The organism is Uliginosibacterium sediminicola (genome assembly GCF_039631295.1).
In the GTDB taxonomy this organism is placed as follows: domain Bacteria; phylum Pseudomonadota; class Gammaproteobacteria; order Burkholderiales; family Rhodocyclaceae; genus Viridibacterium; species Viridibacterium sediminicola.
In genome coordinates, this window is record NZ_JBDIVE010000011.1 from 16,158 (window position 1) to 37,995 (window position 21,838).

The window sequence follows — 21,838 nt, forward strand, 5'->3', positions numbered from 1 at the left end:
CAGTGCCTGGCAAAGCCACAACAACAAGGTTTCCAAGAAACTCAAATTCAAGGAATTTCAAGATGGGTACGTTTTCAGCCAAGCCGCATGAAGTCGTTCATGACTGGTACGTGGTGGATGCAAATGACAAGGTGCTGGGCCGTCTGGCCAGCGAAATCGCTCGCCGCCTGCGTGGCAAGCATAAGGCAATCTACACGCCGCACGTGGATACCGGTGACTTCATCGTCGTGGTGAACGTCGACAAGCTGCGCGTGACGGGCAACAAGGCACAGGACAAGAAGTACTATCGCCACACGGGTTACCCGGGCGGTATCTACGAAACCAATTTCAACAAGCTGCAACAGCGCTTCCCCGAGCGCGTGCTGGAAAAGGCCGTCAAGGGCATGCTGCCCAAGGGCCCGCTCGGCTACGCCATGCTCAAGAAGCTCAAGTGCTACGCCGGTGCTGAGCACCCGCATAGCGCCCAGCAGCCCAAGACCCTCGATATCTGAACCAGGAGCGCATGATGCCCGTCGGACAATACAATTACGGTACTGGTCGTCGCAAAACTGCGATCGCCCGTGTTTTCATCAAGGCTGGTTCTGGCAAGATCGTCGTGAACGGCAAGCCGCTGGACCAATTCTTCTCCCGTGAAACGGGTCGCATGATCGTGCGCCAGCCGCTCGAACTGACCCAGAACGTGGATCGCTTCGACATCATGGTCAATGTGATCGGTGGTGGCGAGTCGGGTCAAGCCGGCGCTGTGCGTCACGGCATTACCCGCGCACTGATCGACTTCGACGCAGCGCTCAAGCCGCCGCTGAAGAAGGCCGGTTTCGTGACGCGCGATGCACGTGAAGTCGAGCGTAAGAAGGTCGGTCTGCACGGCGCACGTCGTCGTAAGCAATTCTCGAAGCGTTAATCCTCCGGGATTTCCGCCTCAGCAAAAAGCCCGCAATTGCGGGCTTTTTGTTTTTCTGCGCCCGGCTGGCGAGGCCGTGGCCGGGCGCGCTGCGAGCGCTTCAGTTACGGGCGTCGATCTGTGCGAGGCGCTGGCGGATGCTGTGCAGGATGTGTTGCGTATCCAGGCCGACGGTTGCCAGCAGCTGGGCCTGGTCGCCATGGTCGATGAAGTGGTCGGGCAGGCCCAGGCGCAGCACCTGGACAGCCAGGCCGGCTTCTTCGAGCACGCGGCTGACTTCGCTGCCGGTGCCGCTGATGGTGGCGTTTTCTTCCAGCGTGACGATCAGCTCATGCTGGCGGGCCAGTGCGACGACCAGTTCAGCATCCAGCGGTTTGACAAAGCGCATGTTGGCGACCGTGGCGTCGAGCTGTTCGCCCGCTTCGAGCGCCGCCGGCAGCATGCTGCCGAATGAGAGCAGGGCGACGCGCTGCCCCTGGCGGCGCAGTTCGCCCTTGCCCAGCGGCAGGGCTTGCATGGTCGCTACCGGCGTCACGCCCATGCCGGCGCCGCGCGGATAGCGCACGGCGCTGGGGCCGTTGTGCTGGTAGGCGGTGTAGAGCATCTGGCGGCATTCGTTTTCGTCGGCCGGCGCCATGATCAGCATGTTCGGCACGCAGAGCATGAACGACAGGTCGAAGGCGCCGTGGTGTGTCGCGCCATCTGCGCCGACCAGGCCGCCGCGGTCGATGGCGAGCATGACGGGCAGATTCTGCAGGGCGATGTCGTGGATCAGCTGATCGTAGGCGCGCTGCAGGAAGGTCGAATAAATCGCCACGACCGGCTTGAGGCCTTCGCAGGCGAGGCCGGCGGCAAAGGTCAGGGCGTGTTGTTCGGCGATGCCGACATCGAAATAGCGCTGCGGATATTCCTGCTCGAAGCGCACCAGGCCAGAACCTTCGCGCATGGCCGGGGTGATGGCGACGAGGCGTTCGTCCTGCGCCGCCATGTCGCACAGCCAGTCGCTGAACACCTGGGTGTAGCTGAGCTTGCCGGCAGACTTGCTGCTGCCCTGGATGCCGGCGTTGTGATCGAATTTGCCGACGCCGTGATAGAGGATGGGGTCGGCTTCGGCCAGCTTGTAGCCCTGACCCTTGCGCGTGACCACATGCAGGAACTGCGGCCCTTTGAGCTTGTGCAGGTTTTGCAGGGTCGGGATCAGGACGTCCAGATCATGACCGTCGATGGGGCCGATGTAGTTGAAGCCGAATTCTTCGAACAGGGTGCCGGGCGTGACCATGCCCTTGACGTGTTCTTCGACGCGCTTGGCCAGCTCCAGCATGCTTGGCGAGACGCCCAGTACTTTCTCGCCGGCACGGCGCGCGAAGTTGTAGGTTCTGCCCGAGAGCAGGCGCGCGAGGATGTTGGTCAGTGCGCCGACCGGCGGCGAGATCGACATCTCGTTGTCATTGAGCACGACGAGCAGGTTGGCGTCCATCACGCCTGCATTGTTGAGCGCTTCGAACGCCATGCCGGCCGACATCGCGCCGTCGCCGATGACGGCGATGGCATGACGGTCTTCGCCCTTGCGCTGGGCAGCGACGGCCATGCCGAGGGCGGCGGAGATCGAGGTCGAGGAGTGTGCGGTGCCGAAGGTGTCGTACTCGCTCTCGCTGCGCCGCGGGAAGCCCGAGATGCCTTCGAACTGGCGCAGCCCGCTCATTGCTTCGCGGCGGCCGGTGAGGATCTTGTGGCCGTAGGTCTGATGGCCGACGTCCCACACGATACGGTCTTCGGGCGTGTTGAAGACGTAGTGCAGGGCAATCGTCAGTTCAACGGTGCCGAGGTTCGAGGAGAGGTGCCCGCCGGTGCGCGAAACCGATTCGATGAGGAATTCGCGTAGTTCGCTGGCCAGCAGCGGCAGCTGCTTGCGTTCGAGCGCGCGCAGTTCGGCGGGGGCATTGATGGATTCGAGCAAGGGGAATGACGGCATGGTGGTTTGAGCGCGATCCATTCAGAATGGCCTGCTGACGATGTAATCGGTGAGTTCGCGCAGGCGTTGGGCGGTATCGCCCCAGGGCGCCAGGCTGCGATGGGCTTGTTCGGCGAGGTCGCGGGCCAGGTCGCGGGCGGCAGCGAGGCCAAGCAGGCTCACATAGGTGGGCTTGTCATTGGCGGCGTCCTTGCCGGCGGTCTTGCCCAGCGTGGCGGTGTCGGCGACGGCGTCGAGAATGTCATCGACCACCTGGAACAGCAGGCCGATGCACTTGCCAAAGTGATCCAGCTGCGCCATCGCTTCGGCGTCTTGCGCCTGCGGGCTGGCCAGAGCGCCGAGCATGACGGCGGCGCGGATCAGCGCACCGGTCTTGTGGATGTGCATGAATTCCAGTTCAGCCAGGCTGATCGTCTGCCCGACCGAGGCCAGATCAATTGCCTGACCACCGGCCATGCCACGCGAGCCGGAGGCCTGGGCGAGCAGGGCGATGGCCTGCAGCTGGCGCGGCACATCGTCGAACAGGCCGGGCGTGGCCAGCACTTCGAAGGCGCGCGTTTGCAGGGCGTCGCCCACCAGCAGCGCGGTTGCTTCGTCGTACTGCACATGCACGGTGGGTTTGCCGCGGCGCAGGACATCGTCGTCCATGCACGGCATGTCGTCATGCGCCAGCGAATAGACGTGGATGAATTCGAGCGCGCAGGCGGCTGCATCGATGCGCGCCAGCGGCGCCCCGGTCATCTCGCCCGCCGCATTGACCAGCAGCGGGCGCACACGTTTGCCACCGCCGAGCACGGCATAGCGCATGGCCTGATGCAGGCGCTCGGGCACGATATGGGCGGCTGTCAGGTGTTCGTCCAGCGCGGATTCGGTACGGCGCTGTACGAGCGCCATCCATTCGGGGAATTTCAGCGCGCTCATGCCTTGTCTTGGGCCTTGTTGAGTTCTTGCAAGACGCCGTCTTGCAGGACGCGGATGCGTTGTTCGGCGTTCTCCAGGGTGTCGCGGCATTGGCGCAGGAGCTCGGTGCCGCGCTGGAACTGGCGCAGCGAGTCTTCCAGCGGCAGGCTGCCCGATTCCATCGTGGCAACGATCTTTTCGAGCTCGCTCACCGCATCTTCGAAGTGATTGGCGGGCGGCTTGCTAGCGTCATCTATGGACTTCTTCATCGGGAACGGCTTTCATCTTGTCTGGCCGCCCATGAAAAGCGTACGGCGACAAAGACCTGAGGATAAACCTAGGATTATAATTCAGCCCTTTGCCAATTACGTCTGCAGAAGCAATTGTCGCTGCAGAAATCCGGCTTGTGCCCAGTGTTTGTGCCCAGTGTTACCCGGAATCTGAGGTTCCAGTCGATGTCTCACCACGTACCACGCTCACAACTTGCACCGGCAGTCTCGCAGCTGCCCGTTTTCACCTATTTCGACGAAGAGATCTTCGCGCTCGAGAAGCGTCTGCTATTCGACGCCGGTCCCGGCTACGTCGGTCACGAACTGATGGTGCCCGAGCGCAACAACTACCAGACCCTGGCCTGGCAGGATCATGCACGCATGCTGATGCGCGGCGAGGAGGGCGTTCAGCTGCTCTCCAACATCTGCCGCCATCGTCAGGCGATCATGCTCGAAGGGCGCGGCACGGCGCGCAATGTGGTGTGTCCGATCCATCGCTGGACTTATGAGAATGATGGCCGCCTGATCGGTGCGCCGCATTTTCCCGACAATCCCTGCCTGAACCTTGGCCGTCAGTCACTCGAATCCTGGAACGGCCTGCTGTTCAAGGGGCCGCGCTCGGCCAATGCGGATCTGGCCGGCATGAGCGTGGCCAGCGAGCTGGATTTCAGCGGCTATGTGCTGGGCAAGGTTGAGCATCACGTCTGCAACTACAACTGGAAGACCTTCATCGAGGTGTATCTGGAGGACTACCATGTTGCGCCTTTCCATCCGGGGCTGGGCAACTTCGTCACCTGTGACGATCTGTCCTGGCAGTTCGGTGACTGGTATTCGGTGCAGAAGGTTGGCATCACTTCCCTGCAGAAAGCCGGCAGCGCCACCTACGAGCGCTGGCACAAGGCGGTGCGCGAGATCTACGGCGATCAGCATCCGCCGCAGGGCGCAATCTGGCTGACCTATTACCCGAACGTGATGGTCGAGTGGTATCCGCATGTGCTGGTGGTCAGCCATCTGGTGCCGCAGGACATCAACAAGACCCTGAACGTCGTCGAGTTCTATTACCCCGAAGAGATCGCGGCTTTCGAGCCGGACTTCATCGCTGCCGAGCAGGCGGCGTACATGGAGACGGCAATCGAGGATGACGAGATCGGCGAGCGCATGGATCGCGGCCGTCTGGCGCTCTACAAGGAAGGGCGCAACGAAGTCGGGCCCTACCAGTCGCCGATGGAAGACGGCATGCAGCACTTCCACGAGTTCTACCGCCGCATCATCGGCGCGGAGCGCCCGCTCTAGGCAGATTGCCGCGTCTGGCGGGCTCCGTACCCGACCGGGCCGCAGCGACAGCAGCGCAAGCTGTGTCGCTGCGGCAATACCGTTCAGTGAGGCTATGCGCATGTTTGATGCGCTGGGTTTGGACGCAAAGGGCGCAAAGGAAAAGCAAAGGTCCACAAAGGAAAACGATTTTTTGGTTTCCTTTGCGGACCTTCTGTCTTTCTTCGCGTCCTTTGCGTTGAAAATCCGTCGCCCAAAAAACTGAACACGCCCTAGCTGAACTGCATTAGTGTCGCTGCGACCCTTTGTTTTTGCTGGCCAGCGCCGGCTCAGCGCTGCTGCAGGAAGGCGGCTGCGCCGAGCAGGGCCGGGGTGTCGGCGGTGATGATCCAGGTCGGGATGGCGGCAAGATAGTCCGAGAAGCGGCCCTTGTTCTCGAAGCGCTGACGAAAGCCTGAATTCTGGAAAAACTGCGTGCCATGCGCCGCCAGGCGCGGCACGATGCCGCCACCGATGTAGATGCCGCCGCGCGCGCCGAGGGTGAGGGCGAGATTGGCCGCTGCGGTGCCCAGCAGGCAGCAGAACATCTGCATGCAGGCGACGCAGAGCGGGTCGCTGCCGTCCAGTGCGCGCTCGGCAATCTCCGGCGGCGTCAGCACGGCGGCGTGCTGGCCGCGCACTTCGGCCAGGGCCTGGTGCAGCGAAGGCAGACCGGTGCCGGAGACGGCGCGCTCGCTCGATACATGCGGAAACTTGCGGTACAGCGCAGCAATCACCGCCAGCTCCTCGGGCGTCTGCCCGGCAATCGAAGCATGGCCGCCTTCGCCTTCAATCGGCGCATAACCGCCTTTGCAGGGAATCAGGCCGGAGACGCCCAGGCCGGTGCCGGGGCCGATCACGCCGATAGCCGCCTTGGCCTGCGCCACGCCGCCGCCGATGGCCAGGCGATCACTGTCCTGCAGCTGCGAGAGCGACAGGGCCAGGGCCGTGAAATCATTGAGGAAATCCAGGCTCTGCAAGCCGATTTGCTGGCGCATCGCCTCGATCGAGAAATGCCAGCTGTGATTGGTCATCTGCACCTGATCGCCATTGATCGGGTTGGCGATGCCGATGGCCGCAGCGGTCGGCGCCGGGCCTGCGCTGGCGGCCAGATAGGCGGCCAGCGCCTCGGCCGGGCCGGCGTAGTCGGCGCAGCGCAGGATCTGGATCTGGTCGAGCTTGCCGTCCAGGGTGATGCGCGCAAAACGCGCATTGGTGCCGCCGATGTCGCCGGCGATATGGGTGCTCAGAGTATTCGATGCCATCAGTTTTCCTCGTGCCGGGCCGTCGCGTGCCAGCAGCGCGCTGCAGGCCGACCGTCTCCAGATGCCTGCAGTATAGGGTTCGGGGTGTTCTTGTGAGGGCGCCCCCTCATCAATGATCGCATTGCTCCAGAGCCAGGCTGCAAGGTGCGCATGCGCAAATTGCCGCTGCCGCCACAGCGGCTTGGCTCGGCAGCTGTGTGTTCGTTATCCGGCAGGGGATTGCTCGCCAGCTGCTGGCGCTTTGTTCCGGTGCCGGGTTTGAGTATATGTAGGTTTATTACATTTTCTCAAGCGCTGCGCAGGCTGAATAGGCACTGGAGCGGGGCCTTGTTCGGCCCTGTCCAGGTATCGCGCTTGTGTTTTAGTGCTATGTTTATAAAGTGTTTATGTTGTTTTTGTTGCAGCTTGAAAGCTCTGGCATAAGGGAAAGTACGGATCCGTATTTCAGGCGCATTGCTTGAAGCTGTTTTGTAGTCCTACTACACTTACTGCCAATCAAGCGCTGTTTGCCTTCCCCCCGCACTAAAAAAATTTGAATTGTCTGAGGAGCGCTGGCTTCGACAGGCGTGTTGCAGTGGCGGCATCGCGGTGCCGGATGTTCAAACCCAAAGGAGACAGGAATGATCAAGTTGAAACGCGTGGCGGTCGCGCTGGCAGCGCTGGGCATGATCTCGGCACAGGCCGCCGAGGTGGAGGTGCTGCACTGGTGGACCTCCGGTGGCGAGGCCAAGTCGGCCGCCGAACTCAAGAGGATGATCGAGGCCAAGGGCGACAAGTGGAAAGACTTCGCCGTCGCCGGCGGTGGTGGCGAGAACGCGATGACGGTGCTGAAGAGCCGCGTGGTCTCCGGCAAGGCGCCGACCGCTGCGCAGGTCAAAGGCCCGAGCATCCAGGAGTGGGGCGCCGAAGGCACGCTGGCCTCGCTCGACAGCGTTGCCAAGGCGGGCGAATGGGACAAGCTGCTGCCCGGCGTGGTCGCCAATGTCATGAAGTACAAGGGCAGCTACGTCGCCGTGCCGGTGAATGTGCACCGCGTGAACTGGATGTGGGTGAATCCCGAAGTCTTCAAGAAGGCCGGCGCTGACGTGCCGAAGACCTGGGCCGACTTCCCGGCCGCTGCCGAGAAGATCCAGAAAGCCGGCTTCATCGCCGTGGCCCATGGCGGCCAGCCCTGGCAGGATTTCACGGTGTTTGAATCGGTGGTGCTTGGTGTCGGCGGCGCGCAGTTCTACAACGATGCCCTGGTCAAGCTCGACCAGAAGGCGCTGACCAGCCCGACCATGGAAAAGGCTTTCGATACCTTCCGCACAGTGCGCAAGTACATCGACAAGGATGCCGCCAACCGCGACTGGAATCTGGCCACCGCGATGGTGATCAATGGCAAGGCGGCGATGCAGTTTATGGGCGACTGGGCCAAGGGCGAATTCACCGCTGCCGGCAAGGTGCCGGGCAAGGATTACCTGTGTCTGGCTGCGCCGGGCACCGACAAGTCCTTCACCTTCAATATCGACAGCTTCATCGTCTTCAAGCAAAGCGCGGCGGACGCGGCCAAGGGGCAGGCGGATTTCGCCAATGCCGTGATGAGCCCGGAATTCCAGGAGGTGTTCAACCTCAACAAGGGTTCGATCCCGGTGCGCAGCGGCGTCTCGCTGGCCAAGTTTGACGATTGCGCCAAGCTCTCGGCCAAGGACTTCGCCGATACCGCCAAATCCGGCGGCCTGGTGCCCTCGATTGCCCACCAGATGGCGGTGCCCGCTGCCACCACCGGTGCGATCCAGGATGTGGTGACCTCCTTCTTCAACTCCAACGAGTCCTCCAAGGACGCGGTGAAGAAGCTCGCCTCCGCCGCCAAGACCAAGTAAGTCTGCGTTCGCCGCAGCGTGCCGGGGCCGCCCCCGGACACGCTGTGCGCGGGTCTCCGCACGGGTTGTCAACGACCCAGAAATTCAGAGGTTTCCATGTCCCAGGTGCAATCCCTGAGCCCGGCAGCGCGCAACAAATGGCTGGACGTGTTCGAAAACGTCTTGCCCAAGATCGTGATGGCGCCGACCTTCGTGATCTGCGTGGTGTTCTTCTATGGCTTCATCATCTGGACAGCCGTGCTGTCGATGACGCCCTCGCGCCTCTTGCCGCGTTACGAATTCATTGGCCTTGAGCAATACATCAGCCTCTTCGACAACGACCGTTGGTGGCTGGCGCTCAAGAACCTGGCTGCTTTCGGTGGGCTGTTCATCTTCGCCTGCCTGGCGATGGGCCTGCTGCTGGCGATTTTGCTCGATCAGCGCATCCGTGCCGAAGGCTTCATCCGCTCGATCTTTCTCTATCCGCTGGCGCTGTCCTTCATCGTCACCGGTACGGCCTGGAAGTGGATTCTCGATCCCTCGATCGGCTTCCAGAAAGTGATCAATGATCTGGGCTGGACCAGCTTTTCGTTCGACTGGATCAAGGACCCGGAGATGGCCATCTACACCGTCGTCATTGCCGGTATCTGGCAGTCTTCCGGCTTTGTGATGGCGCTGTTCCTCGCCGGCTTGCGCGGCATTGACGATGGCATCATCAAGGCGGCGAAGATCGATGGCGCCTCGATGCCGACGATCTACCGCCGCATCATCCTGCCCAGCCTGCGGCCGGTGTTCTTCTCCAGCTTCATGATTCTCGCCCACATCGCCATCAAGAGCTTCGACCTAGTCATGGCGCTCACCGGCGGCGGACCGGGCTACTCCAGCGATCTGCCGGCCACCTTCATGTACACCTTCGCCTTCACGCGCAACCAGATCGGCATGGGCGCGGCCTCAGCCATCGTCATGCTGATGATCGTGGTGTCGGTGATCGTGCCCTTCATGTATTCGGAATTGAGGAGCAGCAAACGTGGCTGAGCACAGCGTCAAACCGAAAATGGGCTTCGGGCGCATCGCGCTCTACGCCTTCATCACCTATTGCTGCCTGTACTACCTCTTGCCGCTGACGGTGATGCTGTTCAATTCGATCAAGGATCTGAACGAACTCAAATCGGGCAACTTGCTGGCCTTCCCGCACACGGTCACCTTCGAGCCCTGGGTCAAGGCCTGGAACTCGGCCTGCACCGGCGTGACCTGCGACGGCCTCAAGGGCTACTTCTGGAATTCGGTGTCCTTCGTCGTGCCGGCGGTGCTGATCTCGGCGCTGATCGGCGCTTTCAACGGCTATGTGCTGACGATGTGGCGCTTCCGTGGTTCCGACGCCTTGTTCATGGCGCTGATGCTCGGCTGCTTCATCCCCTTCCAGGCGATCCTGCTGCCGATGGCGCAGACGCTGGGCGTGCTGGGCATTGCCAACTCGGTGGCCGGGCTGATCTTCGTGCACGTCGTGTATGGCATCGCCTTCACCACGCTGTTCTTCCGCAACTACTACGTGACCATTCCCGACGAGCTGGTGAAAGCCGCGCGCATCGACGGCGCCGGCTTCTTCACCATCTTCCGGCGCATCGTGCTGCCGCTGTCGGGGCCGATCATCGTGGTCACCGTGATCTGGCAATTCACCCAGATCTGGAACGACTTCCTGTTCGGCGTGGTGTTCTCCTCGGGTGAGCGTCAGCCGATCACGGTGGCACTCAACAACCTCGTGAATACCTCGACCGGCGTCAAGGAATACAACGTGGACATGGCCGCTGCGGTGATCGCTGCGTTGCCCACGCTGTTCGTCTACGTGGTGGCAGGCAAGTACTTCGTGCGCGGGCTGACGGCCGGCGCGGTCAAGGGTTGATCAGATCCGCAGCCTGCCAAGGCTGAGGACATTCACATAAAGACAAGGCACAACACAATGGGCGCACTTTCCATCCGCAAGGTCCGCAAATCCTACGCCGGGACCGAGATACTCAAAGGCATCGATCTCGAAGTCGAGCAGGGCGAATTCCTCATCCTCGTCGGCCCCTCGGGCTGCGGCAAATCGACCCTGCTGTCGATGATCGCCGGGCTCGACGACATCACTTCCGGCGAAGTGCATATCGCAGGCCGCCGCGTCAATGATCTGCCGCCGAAGGATCGCGACATCGCCATGGTGTTCCAGTCCTACGCGCTGTACCCCTCGATGACGGTGCGCGAGAACATCTCCTTCGGCCTGGAGATCCGCAAGATTCCGCACGCCGAGCGCGAGGCGGCGGTCGATCGCGTCGCCAAGATCCTGCAGATCGAGCATCTGCTCGATCGCCGCCCCTCCCAGCTCTCCGGCGGCCAGCGCCAGCGTGTGGCGATGGGCCGTGCGATTGCGCGCAATCCGGCGCTGTTCCTGTTCGACGAGCCGCTGTCCAATCTGGATGCCAAGCTGCGCGTCGAGATGCGCACCGAGATCAAGCTGCTGCATCAGCGCCTGGGGACCACCATCGTCTATGTCACGCACGACCAGATCGAGGCAATGACCCTGGGCGACAAGATCGCCGTGATGAAAGCGGGCGAGGTGCAGCAGTTCGGCACGCCCAACGAGATCTACCGCAATCCGGCCAATCTCTTCGTAGCGGGCTTCATGGGTTCGCCGGCGATGAACTTCATCCCGACCCGCGTGGTGGAGGCGGGCAGCGGCCTGGGTCTGGCGATGGAAAGCGGCGGCGAGCATTTCGTCTTCCCGGCCATCAATGGCGAGGCGCTGCGCAGCAAGCTGGGCAGCGAGATCATTCTCGGCATCCGTCCCGAGCAGATCACCGAAGTGGTCGATTCGCACGGCGATGTACCGCACGCGGTGACGCGCAGCATCAAGGTCGATCTGAGCGAGCCGACCGGGCCGGACACCTTGCTGCTGGTGCGCCTCAACAACACCAAGGTGACCTGCCGCGTCTGCCCGGATTTTGCGGCGCGCCCAGGCGAGCAGATGAAGCTGCTGTTCGATCTGTCAAAGGCGGTATATTTCGACCCCGCCACCGAGCAGCGCATCCGCTGAACCTGCCAGAAGCCATGCCCGCCTACGATAGTCCTCGCCTGCTCGCCGATATCGGCGCCACCTTCGCGCGTTTCGCGCTGGAGCAGGCGCCGGGGCGCATCGACCATGTCGTGGTGCTCAATTGCGACGACTACGCCGGCTTCGAGGACGTCACCCGCGCCTATCTGCAATCGCAAGCGCAGCAGGTGCGCCACGCGGCGATTGCGATTGCCAATCCGATCGATGGCGATCAGGTGCGCATGACCAATCGCAACTGGGCCTTCTCCATCGAGGCGGTGCGCCAGGCCCTGCAGCTCGACACCTTGCTGGTGGTCAATGATTTCACCGCGCTGGCGATGGCCTTGCCGCGCCTGACGGCGAATGATCGCGTGCAGATCGGCGCTGGTCTGGCGCGCGAGAATGCCGTCATCGGTCTGCTCGGGCCGGGCACTGGGCTGGGCGTCTCCGGCCTGATTCCCACCGCAGAGCGCTGGGTGACCCTGGGCAGCGAGGGCGGGCACGCCAGCTTTTCGCCCAGCGATGCGCGTGAGCTGACGATTCTGCAATACGCCTGGCAGCGCTATCCGCATGTCTCGGCCGAGCGCCTGGTCTCCGGCGGCGGCATCGAGCTGTGTTACGAGGCGCTGTCGGTAGCCGCCGGGCGCGGCGCGCAGCGTCTGGCTGCGCCACTCATCGTCGATGCTGCCTTGAGCGGCAAGGACGCCATCTGCAGCGATGCCCTGCAATGCTTTTGCGCCATGCTCGGCACCATTGCCGGTGATCTGGCGCTGACCCTGGGCGCCTTTGGCGGCGTCTATATTGGCGGCGGCATCGTGCCACGCCTGGGCCAGTTCTTCGCCGAATCGGCGTTTCGCCAGCGCTTTGAAGCCAAGGGGCGTTTCGCCAGCTACCTGGCGGGCATTCCGACCTATGTGATCAGCGCCGCGCAGCCGGCTTTGCTGGGCGTCTCGGCGATCCTCAGCGACGCGCTGCGCCACCATGCCGGCAATACCGGCGACAGCCATTTGCTGGCCCTGATCCGCCGCAGCCGCGACAGCTTCTCGCGCGCCGAGCAGCAAGTGGCCGATCTGGTGATGCTCAAGCCGCGCAGTGTGCTCGGCGAACCGGTGGCCGGCATCGCGCAGATGGCCGGCGTCAGCCAGCCGACGGTGATCCGCTTCTGCCGCTCGCTGGGTTTCGAGGGCTTGCAGGACTTCAAGCTCAAGCTTGCTTCGGGCCTCACCGGAACCCTGCCGGTGCGCCACAGCCAGGTGCGCCACAGCGATGGCGTGCCCGACATCAGCGCCAAAGTGCTCGACAACACCGCCTCGGCGATCCTGCGCCTGCGTGACACGCTCAATATGGCGGCGATTGACGCGGCGACCGAGCTGCTCAGCAAAGCCAAGCGCCTGGAACTCTACGGCATCGGCAATTCGGGTCTGGTGGCGCAGGACGGGCAGCACAAGTTCTTCCGCTGCGGCGTGCCCTGCGTCGCCTATGCCGACACCCAGTTGCAGAAGATGTCGGCACGCACCCTGGCGGCGGGCGATGTGGTGATTGCGGTGTCCAGCTCCGGCCGGGTCGCCGAGCTGCTTGAAGCGGTCGCCCTGGCGCAGGCGGGCGGCGCGGCGGTGATTGCCATCACCACCAGTCAGTCACCGCTGGCGCGGCGTGCTGATGTGAGCATCAGCGTCGATCATGACGAGGACAGCGACCGCTTCCTGGCGATGATCTCGCGCATCCTGCATCTGCTGGTCATCGACATCCTCACCGTGGGCCTGGTGCTGCACGGCGCCGAACCGCGCATCCCCGACGAAGATCAGCCGGGGCAGATCTCGCATGTGAGCTGATTGCGCGTGCAATCGGGCCAATGCGGACCCAAAAGGTGGACGAAAAAAAGCCCGGCTTGTGGCCGGGCTTTTCTGGTGTCAGTGCGAAGCTTATTCCGGACGGATGTTGGAAGCTTGCTTGCCCTTCGGGCCTTGCGTGATGTCGAACGACACGCGTTGGTTCTCGGCCAGGGTCTTGAAACCATTGCTCTGAATTGCGGAGAAATGGGCGAAGAGGTCTTCACCACCACCGTCCGGAGTAATGAAGCCGAAACCCTTGGAGTCGTTGAACCACTTGACGGTACCAGTTGCCATGTTTGATAAGTCCTGAAAAAAATAAAGATTGGGCTCGCGCCCGAGAACGAAAATCAAGAGAGGGATGGCCAACCGGAGCGTTGAATGACGCTGGAGAAAAGCACTACAACTACTGCTTGAAAATCGTGTTCGCGACTATGGCGTGCAAAGGGCATCTTGGCAAGCTTTATTTGCTGCGAGTGCGAAAACTATGCCCTTTGGGGCATGTTTTGCTGTGTTTGTGCATAAATCGAACCAAAAAAGCGCTACAAGTTGCCTACAGGTTGCCATTTGGCCTTGCGGCACTTTTCGGCCGGAAAGCCTTGCAGACCGCGCTGTTCGTCTCGATGAAGGGGCCGCCGATGAGGTCGATGCAGTAGGGCACGGCAGCAAAAATGCCTTCAACCAGCAAATTTCCCTCGGCATCACGCAAACCTTCGAGGGTTTCGCGGATCGCCTTGGGCTGGCCGGGCAGGTTGATGATCAGGCTTTTGCCGCGAATCACCGCAGTCTGGCGCGAGAGGATCGCGGTCGGCACGAAGTGCCGCGAGATGCGCCGCATCTCCTCGCCAAAGCCCGGCATCTCGCGTCCGCCAACGGCCAGGGTGGCTTCCGGCGTGACGTCGCGCGGCGCCGGGCCGGTGCCGCCGGTGGTGACGATCAGGTGGCAGCCGGCCTTGTCGGCCAGTTCGATCAGCGTGCGCTCTATCTGTAGACGCTCATCGGCAATCAGGCGCTGCTCGGCGCGCCACGGGCAGGCCAGGGCGCTGCCGAACCAGTCGAGCAGGGCAGGAATGCCCTGGTCGGCATAGACACCGCTCGATGCGCGGTCGCTGATCGAGACCAGGCCGATCACGAAGGGATGTTCGGCGCTGGCGGCAACAGGGCTATTACTCATCGTCTTGCGGCTCGCTGATTTCGTCGGCGGCGTGCAGCGCGTCGTCGAGCTCGCGCAGCAGCTGGTAGATTTCACGGTAGGCGCGCGGCGGGCGTGCCTGTTCCTTGTCGCGCAGGGCATTGCGGCGCAGCTGGCGCAGGTGTTGCAGATCGGCGCCGGGGTAGGTCGAGGCGATTTCGCTGGCGACCTGTTCGTCGGCGAGGAAGCGATCACGCAGGGCTTCGAGGCGATGCATGCGTGCCGTTTCGGCGCGTGACTTGCCCTTGGAGGCTTCCAGCGCCGCACGGATCGGCTCCGGATCAACGTCGCGCATCAGCTTGCCGATGTACTGGATCTGCCGGCGCATGGCTTCGTTGCGGCCTTCGATGCGCTGCGCATCGCGCAGGGCCTCACGCAGGGTGTCGGGGATGTCGAGGCGCGCCAGGCGCTCCTTGGGCAGCTTGACGAGGGCTTCGCCCAGTTCCTGCAGGGCTTGCATATCGCGCTTCTTCTGCGATTTGCTGGGGCCGTCGTATTCGAAATTATCGGTGGTGGGCATGAGGTTTTGGAGAAGCGATCAGGCTAAGATTATAGCCTTTGTCACAACCGTGCCCGAACGAGATGCCGCGCAAGAACGATGGATTCAGCTATACCCGTGATCAGTTGCAGGAAATTGCCCGTGAAGTACTCGACTACGCCCGCCATCGTGGCGCCACGGCGTGCGAGACCGATGTCTCAGAGGGCTTCGGCTTTTCGGTGACGGTGCGGCGCGGTGAGGTCGAGACCATCGAGTACAACCGCGACAAGGGCGTCGGCGTCACTATTTACTTGGGCCATCGCCGTGGCCACGCCAGTTCTTCGGATTTCTCGCGTGCGGCGCTGCGCGCTGCGGTCGACGCAGCGATGTCGATTGCCAGCTTCACCGCCGAAGACGATTGCGCCGGCCTCGCCGATGAAGATCTGCTCTGGCACGGTCCGGCCAGCTTTGTCGAGGGCATGAAGCTCTACGCGCCCTGGGCGCTGACGGTGGAAGAGGCGACCGCGCTGGCTTGTCGCTGCGAGGCCGCTGCTTTTGCGGTGAGCCCGGAGATCCGCAATTCCGAAGGCGCCAGCGTGTCCAGCCAGCAGTCGCAATTCGTGGCGGGCAACAGCAATGGCTTCCTCGATGGCTTTGCCACCTCGCGTCATTCCATAGCCTGTTCGGTGATCGCCGGCGAGGGCGAGGCGATGCAGCGCGACGACTGGTACAGCTCGCGCCGTGATGCCAGCGGTCTGGCCGCACCCGAAGCGATTGGCGATTACGCCGCACGGCGCGCGCTGTCGCGTCTGGGCGCTCGTCGTGTGCCGACCTGCGCGGTGCCGGTGATCTTCGAGGCGCCGCTGGCCTGTGGCCTGCTCGGCAATTTCGTGCAGGCCGCCAGCGGTGGCAGCCTGTATCGCAAATCCTCGTTCCTGCTCGATTCGCTGGGCCAGCAGATTTTCGCACCGCATATTTCCCTGCATGAAAATCCGCACCTGCCGGGCGCACAAGCGAGCAGCCCCTTTGATGACGAAGGCGTGGCCACCACGCCGCGCGATGTGGTCAAAGACGGTGTGCTGCAAGGCTATTTCCTCGGCAGTTATTCGGCACGCAAGCTGGGTATGCGCTCGACCGGCAATGCCGGCGGCAGCCATAACCTGAGTCTGGCGCCGGGGCAGCGCAGTCTTGACGAGCTGGCGCGTGAAGTTTCGCGCGGCTTGCTGGTGACCGATCTGCTCGGTCATGGCGTCAATTATGTGACCGGCGATTATTCGCGCGGCGCGGCGGGTTTCTGGGTCGAGCATGGCGAGATCCAGTACCCGGTTCAGGAAATCACCATCGCCGGCAATATGCGCGAGATGTTCAAGCAGATCAGCTTGCTGGGCAATGACAGCGTCGTGCGTGGCGGCAAGCAGGCGCCTTCGCTGGTGGTTGAGGGCATGACTGTCGCGGGGAGTTAGGCAGGTGTGGTACGCCGCATCCGCCACAGGCGGAATGCGGTCTGGCCCAACGCAGGCCAGCGGGTTAACCCCTGAGGCTTTATGCACGATTGTTTCTATAATCGGCGACGCAAGCCGATTTGACACAAACCGATGCACCCATAAGAGGAGACTAGCAAAGTGGAACGTCGTTCATTTCTGAAAAAGGCGAGTGTGGGCATGGCTGCCGGTGCAGTGGCTGCGCCGGCCATTGCGCAATCTGCACCGACAATCAAATGGCGCCTGGCTTCGAGCTTCCCGAAGAGCCTGGACACCATTTTCGCGGCGGCTGAAGTCGTTGCGCAGCACGTCAAGGCTGCCACCGGCGGTAAGTTCGACATCCAGATCTTCGCGGCGGGCGAACTGGTGCCCGGCCTGGGCGTGCTCGACGCCGTCAAGGACGGCACCGTCGAGTGCTGCCATACCGCCGGTTATTACTTCATCGGCAAGGATCCGACTTTCGCCTTCGATGCGGCGATTCCCTTCGGCCTCAATTCGCGCCAGCAAAACGCCTGGCTGTGGGAAGGCGGTGGCATGGAGCTGCTGCGTGACTTCTTCAAGGACTACAACATCCACAACATTCCCTGTGGCAACACCGGCACGCAGATGGGCGGCTGGTATCGCAAGGAACTCAAGACCCTGGCCGACCTCAAGGGCCTGAAGATGCGCATCGGCGGCCTCGGTGGCCCGGTGCTGGCTCGTCTGGGCGTGGTGCCGCAGCAAATTGCGGCGGGCGACATCTACCCGGCGCTGGAAAAAGGCACCATCGACGCCGTCGAATGGGTCGGCCCCTATGACGACGAGAAGCTCGGCTTCAACAAGGTCGCCAAGTACTATTACTACCCCGGCTTCTGGGAAGGCAGCGCGCAGCTCTCGCTGTACATCAACCAGAAGAAGTTCCAGGAGCTGCCCAAGGAATACCAGCAGATCCTCGAAGACGCCTGCGCCTACGCCCACCTGGAAATGCAGGCGCGCTACGACATCAAGAACGTCAACGCGCTGCGCCGTCTAGCCGCTGCCGGTACCCAGCTGCGCGCCTTCTCCAAGGAAGTGATGAGCGCCGCCAACAAGGAAGCCTTTGCCATGTACGACGAGTACTCGGCGAAGAACCCGAAGTGGAAGAAGATCTACGAGCCCTGGAAGAAATTCCGTGACGACGAACTGTTGTGGTTCGGCGTCGCCGAGAAGAGCTTCGACGACTTCGTGCACAGCACTCGCGGCGGCAAGCGCTAAACGCTCCACTGCCCGCGTCACAGCCCGTCGCAGCCTCTGCGGCGGGCTTTTTCATGTCCGCCTGCGCGCCGAGCCGCTACACTGGCGGCCATGAAAATTCAGGATACGCATCGCCCGCAGGCCGTCTTGCTGATGGGCCCCACCGCCAGCGGCAAGACGGCGGCGGCACTGGCGCTCGCCGCCGAGCTGCCGGTCGAGATCATCAGCGTGGACTCGGCCCTGGTGTTCCGCGACATGGACATCGGCACGGCCAAGCCCAGCCTCGCCGAGCGCGCGCGCTGCGCGCATCATCTGATCGATATCTGCAGCCCGGAAGAGGCTTATTCGGCCGCGGCTTTCGCCAGCGATGCGCTGCGCCTGATCCACGAGATCGACGCGCGCGGCGCGCTGCCGGTGCTCGCCGGCGGCACCATGCTGTACTTCAAGGCCTTGTGGGAAGGCTTGTCCGATCTGCCGCAGGCCGATGCCGCCTTGCGTGCGCAGATCGATGCGGACGCGCTGCAGCTGGGCTGGCCGGCCTTGCATGCGCGCCTGGCGCAGCTCGACCCTGCCGCCGCGGCGCGCCTGCACGAGACGGACGCGCAACGTATCCAGCGCGCGCTGGAGATCGTCATGCTCACGGGTCGTCCGCTGGCCGAGAGCTATGCGCAGCGCGAGCAGGGCGCCGCCGACTCCGTGGATTTCCTGCCACTGGCGCTGGCGCCTTCGGATCGTGCACCGCTGCATGCGGCGATTGCCCAGCGCTTCGATGCCATGCTGGCGCAGGGGCTGGAGCAGGAGTTGTGTGGTTTGCGCGCACGCTACACCCTGCAGCCGGGCATGACTTCGATGCGCTGCGTGGGTTACCGGCAGATGTGGGATTACCTCGAAGGCCTGGACGATTTCGCGACGATGCGCGACAAGGGCATTGCCGCCACGCGCCAGCTGGCCAAGCGCCAGATCACCTGGCTGCGCCAGTTCCGCGAGAACTGGGCGGGCCTCGTCGAGATCGACAGTCTGGCGGCGGACGCCGTCGCGCAAGTGATTGCGCAGGTGCACGCCTTTCGCGCGCAGCGGGCTTGATCAGCTGAGCAGGCGGGTGATGCCCATCATCAGCAGCACCATCACGTAGAGCACCAGGGTACGGCGCACCAGGCCGACGAAGCTCTGCAGGTATTCCACTTCGCTCTCGTCGCCGACGCCCAGCTCGGGGCGTTCGAGGATCTCGCCGCTCTGGTTGATCGGCTGCCCCAGGCGCACGCCCAGCGCGCCGGCGCCGGCGGCCAGCACCACGGCGTCATTGGCGTCCGGCCAGCTGTCGCTCTGGGTGCGCCAGCAGTGGATGGCGTCTTCAAAGTCGCCGACGATGGCAAAAGCCATGGCGGTGATGCGTGCCGGCAGCCATTCGATGAAGGCGAAGGCGCGGCGCGCGAAGCTGCCGAACTGCTCCATGCCGATGCCGCGGCTATTGCCCCAGCTGCGGTTGTAGTACTCGCTCATGCGGTACAGCACGGCGCCGCTGGGGCCGGGCAGCAGCGCAAACAGCACGATGATCGCGAAGACCTGGCGATGCGCACCGAGAATGCCGCCCTCGATGGTCATCCGCGTGATCTCCTGCGAGCTGCTTTGCTCGTAGAGGTGCATCCGCCATTCGCCGATCAGGCGGCGCGCCAGCGGCAGGTCCTGGCTGCGCAGGGCGGCGTGGATGCGCGTGAAGAAGTGGCTGACGTGGCGAAAGCCCATCGTGTAGTAGAGCACCGCCACATTGAAGGCGAAGGCCGCCAGCGGATGCGCGAAGTGGTAGAGCAGGAAGGCAATGAAGGCCGACAGCAGCACCGGCGGCAGCACCATCAGCAGCCAGGCGATCATGCCATGGCGCGCGTTGCCGTCATTGAAGCGGTTTTCGAACACCTCGCCGAGGGAGTCGAGCAGGGGGTAGAGCAGTTTTGCGGCGTTAAGCGGGCGAAACTGTTCCAGAACCAGGGCGAGAACGAGAGCAAACAGCGTCATGACTCGAATACGTGTGTCAGCGGGAAGTGCTGGCTGCGAGTATAAGGCAGCTCTTGTCCGCGTACCGGTTCAGCAGCGCCTGACGGCCCGTTTGGACGCTCAAAGTGTTTCTTGTTTGCCAACTATCTGCGCGAAGCTCGCCAGAATGCCTGCCGTAGCGCCCCAGATGAAGCGCCCGCCATAGGGCACGGCGAGAAAATGGCGCACCAGTTCGCCACGCTCGACGCGGTGGCGCTGGAAGTTGGCCGGCGTGAGGATCACCGACAGCGGCAGGCTGAACAGCTCGGCGACCTCGAAACTGTCCAGCCGCACCTCAAAGGCGGCAGGCGCCAGCGCCACCACCGGCGTGACGCGAAAGCCCGTCGAGGTGTCGAATTCCGGCAATTGGCCGAGCACTTCGAGCGCCGCTGCCGGCAGGCCGATTTCCTCCTCGGCTTCGCGCAGCGCGGTGTCGGCGGGGCCGGCATCATGCTCTTCGGCCCGGCCGCCGGGCAGGCTGATTTGCCCCGGATGGTGATAGAGGTGTTCGGTGCGCCGCGTGAGCAGGATCTGCAAGCCGGCCGGGCCGGGCTGCAGCGCGATCAGCACCGCCGCGCCTGCGGCCCGCGCTGCACCCGGCCAGGGCTGCAGGGCATGGCGTGCCGGGTCGCTGAAATGTTGGCGGAGGGCGTCGGGGCTCAGCACTTTGCGGATTCTCAGTAGCGGCGTTTGAGGGTCATGGTATTGCCCTCGCGGGTCATGCTCAGGCGCTTGAGCGCCGACATGCCGAGCAGCACCACCGGCACTTCCTGCTGCAGGACCAGACCTTCGACGTCGCGCAACACGATGCCGCCAAGCTTGAGGCGGTCGATACGCACCCGCCAGGCGTGGGTATTGCCATTGGCGGTACCGACGTAGGCGTGCTCGCCAGCGGTGTAGTTGAGCCCGGCCTGACGCGCCTGGCTGGGGCCCATGGCGACCGCACTGGCGCCGGTATCGACGAGGAAGCCCATGCTTGCATCGTTGAGGCTGCCTTGCAGGAAGAATTGCCCTTGCGGCGTGGCGGCGATGCTCAGGGTCTGGCTGCCGTCATCGCTGTCCTCACCGATGCGATAGCCCGGCCCGCCGATCGCGATGCGCTCGCGCTTGCCGCCAGCCTCGATCACCACGGCCTCGCGTTCGACGCTGATCAAGCGCAGCTCGCCGAAACTCTGGCCTACTGCCAGGGTGCGTGGTGGCGCGCCGTTGATCACCAGCAAGGCCTTGCCGGGGAAAATTCCGGCCACCATCACATCGGTGGCATTCACCGCCGCGGTTGCGGCGCATAGAATGAGTGCCATCAAGCCTTGCCGCTTTACACGAAACCGAAAATCGATCATGAAGCCCGTCGCAGTCATTCAACATTGTCACAACGTTCGCCCGGGGCATTTTGCCAGTTTCCTCGACTCCGCGCAGATTCCCTGGCAGCTCTTCACCATTGATGCCGGCGGGCAATTGCCCACTGATGTCGAAGCCTTCAGTGGCCTCTGCTTCATGGGCGGGCCGATGAGCGTCAATGATGATCTGCCGTGGATCGCCGAAGAGCTGGCGCTGATCCGCCAGGCGGTCGCCGCCGGCGTGCCGGTAATTGGCCATTGCCTGGGCGGTCAGCTGCTCAGCCGCGCGCTGGGTGGCGAGGTGACGCGCAATCCGGTCAAGGAGATCGGCTGGAACCGCGTCAGCGCGACCGACACGCCTGAAGCGCAAGCCTGGCTGGGCGAGGCGCGTGAGTTCGATGTCTACCAGTGGCACGGCGAAACCTTCAGCCTGCCGCCCGGCGCGGTGCGCATTCTCGAAGGCGAGACCTGTCGCAACCAGGCCTATGTGATCGGCCCGCACCTGGGCATGCAGTTCCATATCGAGATGACCGAAGAACTGATCAAGGAATGGATCGCGGAGTGGGGCGATGAATTCGACGCAGAGGCCAGCTTGCCGCCCTCGGTACAAACTCCGGCCCAGCAGACGGCGCAATTGCCGCAGGCCTTGCCGCGCATGCGTGCGGTGGCCGACCAGCTCTACACCCATTGGGCACGTCACTTGCGTGGCTAAGCAGCGCTTGCGGCATAATTCTTTTTAATCATTTCCACCCATTCAA

At 63.2% G+C, this 21,838-nt stretch carries 22 protein-coding genes; 12 read left to right on the forward strand and 10 right to left on the reverse strand.

Going from position 1 to position 21,838, the window contains the following annotated elements:
* Positions 1 to 62 precede the first annotated feature (62 nt).
* Positions 63 to 491, forward strand: a complete 429-nt coding sequence (gene rplM / locus ABDB84_RS17045) for a 50S ribosomal protein L13 (RefSeq protein ID WP_345920971.1) — start codon at positions 63 to 65, stop codon at positions 489 to 491.
* 14 nt (positions 492 to 505) lie between these two features.
* Entirely contained in the window at positions 506 to 901 is a 396-nt protein-coding gene (gene rpsI, locus ABDB84_RS17050; RefSeq protein WP_345921099.1) for a 30S ribosomal protein S9, read from the forward strand.
* Positions 902 to 1,001: 100 nt separating this feature from the next.
* Here the strand turns inward: rpsI and dxs are convergent, their stop codons facing one another.
* The 3 genes from dxs to xseB are packed head-to-tail and all read right to left on the reverse strand — an operon-like array spanning position 1,002 to position 4,042.
* Positions 1,002 to 2,873: a 1-deoxy-D-xylulose-5-phosphate synthase gene (gene dxs / locus ABDB84_RS17055; RefSeq protein WP_345921100.1), complete on the reverse strand. Its 1,872-nt coding sequence runs from the start codon at positions 2,871 to 2,873 to the stop codon at positions 1,002 to 1,004.
* A 21-nt stretch (positions 2,874 to 2,894) separates the two neighbouring features.
* The gene (locus tag ABDB84_RS17060; RefSeq protein WP_345920972.1) at positions 2,895 to 3,794 is read right to left on the reverse strand and encodes a polyprenyl synthetase family protein; all 900 of its coding nucleotides are present in this window, start codon (positions 3,792 to 3,794) and stop codon (positions 2,895 to 2,897) included.
* Positions 3,791 to 4,042: an exodeoxyribonuclease VII small subunit gene (gene xseB / locus ABDB84_RS17065; RefSeq protein WP_345920973.1), complete on the reverse strand. Its 252-nt coding sequence runs from the start codon at positions 4,040 to 4,042 to the stop codon at positions 3,791 to 3,793. The genes ABDB84_RS17060 and xseB overlap by 4 nt, the downstream gene beginning before the upstream one ends.
* A gap of 186 nt (positions 4,043 to 4,228) precedes the next feature.
* On the opposite strand from xseB, the gene ABDB84_RS17070 reads away from it, so the two are divergent.
* The gene (locus tag ABDB84_RS17070; protein ID WP_345920974.1) at positions 4,229 to 5,335 is read left to right on the forward strand and encodes an aromatic ring-hydroxylating oxygenase subunit alpha; all 1,107 of its coding nucleotides are present in this window, start codon (positions 4,229 to 4,231) and stop codon (positions 5,333 to 5,335) included.
* Between the two features lie 308 nt (positions 5,336 to 5,643).
* Here ABDB84_RS17070 and ABDB84_RS17075 read toward each other — a convergent pair whose 3' ends face one another.
* Positions 5,644 to 6,618 carry a glucokinase gene (locus tag ABDB84_RS17075; protein WP_345920975.1) on the reverse strand — a complete coding sequence of 325 codons (975 nt, stop codon included), beginning with the start codon at positions 6,616 to 6,618 and terminating at the stop codon, positions 5,644 to 5,646.
* 620 nt (positions 6,619 to 7,238) lie between these two features.
* On the opposite strand from ABDB84_RS17075, the gene ABDB84_RS17080 reads away from it, so the two are divergent.
* From ABDB84_RS17080 to ABDB84_RS17100, 5 genes are all read left to right on the forward strand, one after another.
* Positions 7,239 to 8,480 (forward strand): ABC transporter substrate-binding protein, encoded by a 1,242-nt coding sequence (locus ABDB84_RS17080; protein WP_345920976.1) that lies wholly within the window; start codon positions 7,239 to 7,241, stop codon positions 8,478 to 8,480.
* A gap of 96 nt (positions 8,481 to 8,576) precedes the next feature.
* On the forward strand, positions 8,577 to 9,494 hold the full coding sequence (locus tag ABDB84_RS17085) for a carbohydrate ABC transporter permease (protein WP_345920977.1): 918 nt from the start codon (positions 8,577 to 8,579) through the stop codon (positions 9,492 to 9,494).
* The gene (locus ABDB84_RS17090) at positions 9,487 to 10,359 is read left to right on the forward strand and encodes a carbohydrate ABC transporter permease (RefSeq protein ID WP_345920978.1); all 873 of its coding nucleotides are present in this window, start codon (positions 9,487 to 9,489) and stop codon (positions 10,357 to 10,359) included. The genes ABDB84_RS17085 and ABDB84_RS17090 overlap by 8 nt, the downstream gene beginning before the upstream one ends.
* A gap of 57 nt (positions 10,360 to 10,416) precedes the next feature.
* The gene (locus ABDB84_RS17095; RefSeq protein ID WP_345920979.1) at positions 10,417 to 11,526 is read left to right on the forward strand and encodes an ABC transporter ATP-binding protein; all 1,110 of its coding nucleotides are present in this window, start codon (positions 10,417 to 10,419) and stop codon (positions 11,524 to 11,526) included.
* A gap of 14 nt (positions 11,527 to 11,540) precedes the next feature.
* A complete protein-coding gene (locus tag ABDB84_RS17100; protein ID WP_345920980.1) occupies positions 11,541 to 13,355 on the forward strand; it encodes a glucokinase in 1,815 nt (604 codons plus the stop codon).
* Positions 13,356 to 13,445: 90 nt separating this feature from the next.
* Here the strand turns inward: ABDB84_RS17100 and ABDB84_RS17105 are convergent, their stop codons facing one another.
* From ABDB84_RS17105 to yjgA, 3 genes are all read right to left on the reverse strand, one after another.
* Positions 13,446 to 13,649, reverse strand: coding sequence for a cold-shock protein (locus tag ABDB84_RS17105; RefSeq protein ID WP_345920981.1), 204 nt, complete (start codon positions 13,647 to 13,649; stop codon positions 13,446 to 13,448).
* Positions 13,650 to 13,905: 256 nt separating this feature from the next.
* Positions 13,906 to 14,526 (reverse strand): molybdopterin adenylyltransferase, encoded by a 621-nt coding sequence (mog, locus tag ABDB84_RS17110; RefSeq protein WP_345920982.1) that lies wholly within the window; start codon positions 14,524 to 14,526, stop codon positions 13,906 to 13,908.
* Complete coding sequence (gene yjgA / locus ABDB84_RS17115) at positions 14,519 to 15,064, reverse strand: ribosome biogenesis factor YjgA (RefSeq protein ID WP_345920983.1); 546 nt, start codon at positions 15,062 to 15,064, stop codon at positions 14,519 to 14,521. The genes mog and yjgA overlap by 8 nt, the downstream gene beginning before the upstream one ends.
* Before the next feature lie 62 nt (positions 15,065 to 15,126).
* On the opposite strand from yjgA, the gene pmbA reads away from it, so the two are divergent.
* From pmbA to miaA, 3 genes are all read left to right on the forward strand, one after another.
* A complete protein-coding gene (pmbA, locus tag ABDB84_RS17120; RefSeq protein WP_345920984.1) occupies positions 15,127 to 16,485 on the forward strand; it encodes a metalloprotease PmbA in 1,359 nt (452 codons plus the stop codon).
* A gap of 159 nt (positions 16,486 to 16,644) precedes the next feature.
* Positions 16,645 to 17,736: a TRAP transporter substrate-binding protein gene (locus ABDB84_RS17125; protein WP_345920985.1), complete on the forward strand. Its 1,092-nt coding sequence runs from the start codon at positions 16,645 to 16,647 to the stop codon at positions 17,734 to 17,736.
* A 90-nt stretch (positions 17,737 to 17,826) separates the two neighbouring features.
* A complete protein-coding gene (gene miaA / locus ABDB84_RS17130; protein WP_345920986.1) occupies positions 17,827 to 18,798 on the forward strand; it encodes a tRNA (adenosine(37)-N6)-dimethylallyltransferase MiaA in 972 nt (323 codons plus the stop codon).
* On the opposite strand, the gene ABDB84_RS17135 is transcribed toward miaA, so the two are convergent.
* The 3 genes from ABDB84_RS17135 to ABDB84_RS17145 form a co-directional block, all read right to left on the reverse strand.
* On the reverse strand, positions 18,799 to 19,725 hold the full coding sequence (locus ABDB84_RS17135) for a CobD/CbiB family protein (protein WP_345920987.1): 927 nt from the start codon (positions 19,723 to 19,725) through the stop codon (positions 18,799 to 18,801). It lies immediately after the preceding gene.
* A gap of 99 nt (positions 19,726 to 19,824) precedes the next feature.
* The gene (locus ABDB84_RS17140; RefSeq protein ID WP_345920988.1) at positions 19,825 to 20,409 is read right to left on the reverse strand and encodes a CoA pyrophosphatase; all 585 of its coding nucleotides are present in this window, start codon (positions 20,407 to 20,409) and stop codon (positions 19,825 to 19,827) included.
* An 11-nt stretch (positions 20,410 to 20,420) separates the two neighbouring features.
* A complete protein-coding gene (locus ABDB84_RS17145) occupies positions 20,421 to 21,044 on the reverse strand; it encodes a retropepsin-like aspartic protease family protein (RefSeq protein ID WP_345920989.1) in 624 nt (207 codons plus the stop codon).
* A 37-nt stretch (positions 21,045 to 21,081) separates the two neighbouring features.
* On the opposite strand from ABDB84_RS17145, the gene ABDB84_RS17150 reads away from it, so the two are divergent.
* The gene (locus tag ABDB84_RS17150) at positions 21,082 to 21,792 is read left to right on the forward strand and encodes a type 1 glutamine amidotransferase (protein WP_345920990.1); all 711 of its coding nucleotides are present in this window, start codon (positions 21,082 to 21,084) and stop codon (positions 21,790 to 21,792) included.
* The last annotated feature ends 46 nt before the right edge of the window (positions 21,793 to 21,838 follow it).

What these genes read in the sequence shown, in the direction of transcription:
- dxs (WP_345921100.1), bottom strand. Translation starts at nt 2,873, where the DNA reads ATGCCGTCATTCCCCTTGCTCGAATCCATCAATGCCCCCGCCGAACTG.
- miaA (WP_345920986.1), top strand. Translation starts at nt 17,827, where the DNA reads ATGAAAATTCAGGATACGCATCGCCCGCAGGCCGTCTTGCTGATGGGC.
- rplM (WP_345920971.1), top strand. Translation starts at nt 63, where the DNA reads ATGGGTACGTTTTCAGCCAAGCCGCATGAAGTCGTTCATGACTGGTAC.
- ABDB84_RS17105 (WP_345920981.1), bottom strand. Translation starts at nt 13,649, where the DNA reads ATGGCAACTGGTACCGTCAAGTGGTTCAACGACTCCAAGGGTTTCGGC.
- rpsI (WP_345921099.1), top strand. Translation starts at nt 506, where the DNA reads ATGCCCGTCGGACAATACAATTACGGTACTGGTCGTCGCAAAACTGCG.
- ABDB84_RS17150 (WP_345920990.1), top strand. Translation starts at nt 21,082, where the DNA reads ATGAAGCCCGTCGCAGTCATTCAACATTGTCACAACGTTCGCCCGGGG.
- ABDB84_RS17100 (WP_345920980.1), top strand. Translation starts at nt 11,541, where the DNA reads ATGCCCGCCTACGATAGTCCTCGCCTGCTCGCCGATATCGGCGCCACC.
- ABDB84_RS17070 (WP_345920974.1), top strand. Translation starts at nt 4,229, where the DNA reads ATGTCTCACCACGTACCACGCTCACAACTTGCACCGGCAGTCTCGCAG.
- ABDB84_RS17095 (WP_345920979.1), top strand. Translation starts at nt 10,417, where the DNA reads ATGGGCGCACTTTCCATCCGCAAGGTCCGCAAATCCTACGCCGGGACC.
- mog (WP_345920982.1), bottom strand. Translation starts at nt 14,526, where the DNA reads ATGAGTAATAGCCCTGTTGCCGCCAGCGCCGAACATCCCTTCGTGATC.
- ABDB84_RS17080 (WP_345920976.1), top strand. Translation starts at nt 7,239, where the DNA reads ATGATCAAGTTGAAACGCGTGGCGGTCGCGCTGGCAGCGCTGGGCATG.
- yjgA (WP_345920983.1), bottom strand. Translation starts at nt 15,064, where the DNA reads ATGCCCACCACCGATAATTTCGAATACGACGGCCCCAGCAAATCGCAG.
- pmbA (WP_345920984.1), top strand. Translation starts at nt 15,127, where the DNA reads ATGCCGCGCAAGAACGATGGATTCAGCTATACCCGTGATCAGTTGCAG.
- ABDB84_RS17085 (WP_345920977.1), top strand. Translation starts at nt 8,577, where the DNA reads ATGTCCCAGGTGCAATCCCTGAGCCCGGCAGCGCGCAACAAATGGCTG.
- ABDB84_RS17135 (WP_345920987.1), bottom strand. Translation starts at nt 19,725, where the DNA reads ATGACGCTGTTTGCTCTCGTTCTCGCCCTGGTTCTGGAACAGTTTCGC.
- xseB (WP_345920973.1), bottom strand. Translation starts at nt 4,042, where the DNA reads ATGAAGAAGTCCATAGATGACGCTAGCAAGCCGCCCGCCAATCACTTC.
- ABDB84_RS17145 (WP_345920989.1), bottom strand. Translation starts at nt 21,044, where the DNA reads ATGGCACTCATTCTATGCGCCGCAACCGCGGCGGTGAATGCCACCGAT.
- ABDB84_RS17075 (WP_345920975.1), bottom strand. Translation starts at nt 6,618, where the DNA reads ATGGCATCGAATACTCTGAGCACCCATATCGCCGGCGACATCGGCGGC.
- ABDB84_RS17060 (WP_345920972.1), bottom strand. Translation starts at nt 3,794, where the DNA reads ATGAGCGCGCTGAAATTCCCCGAATGGATGGCGCTCGTACAGCGCCGT.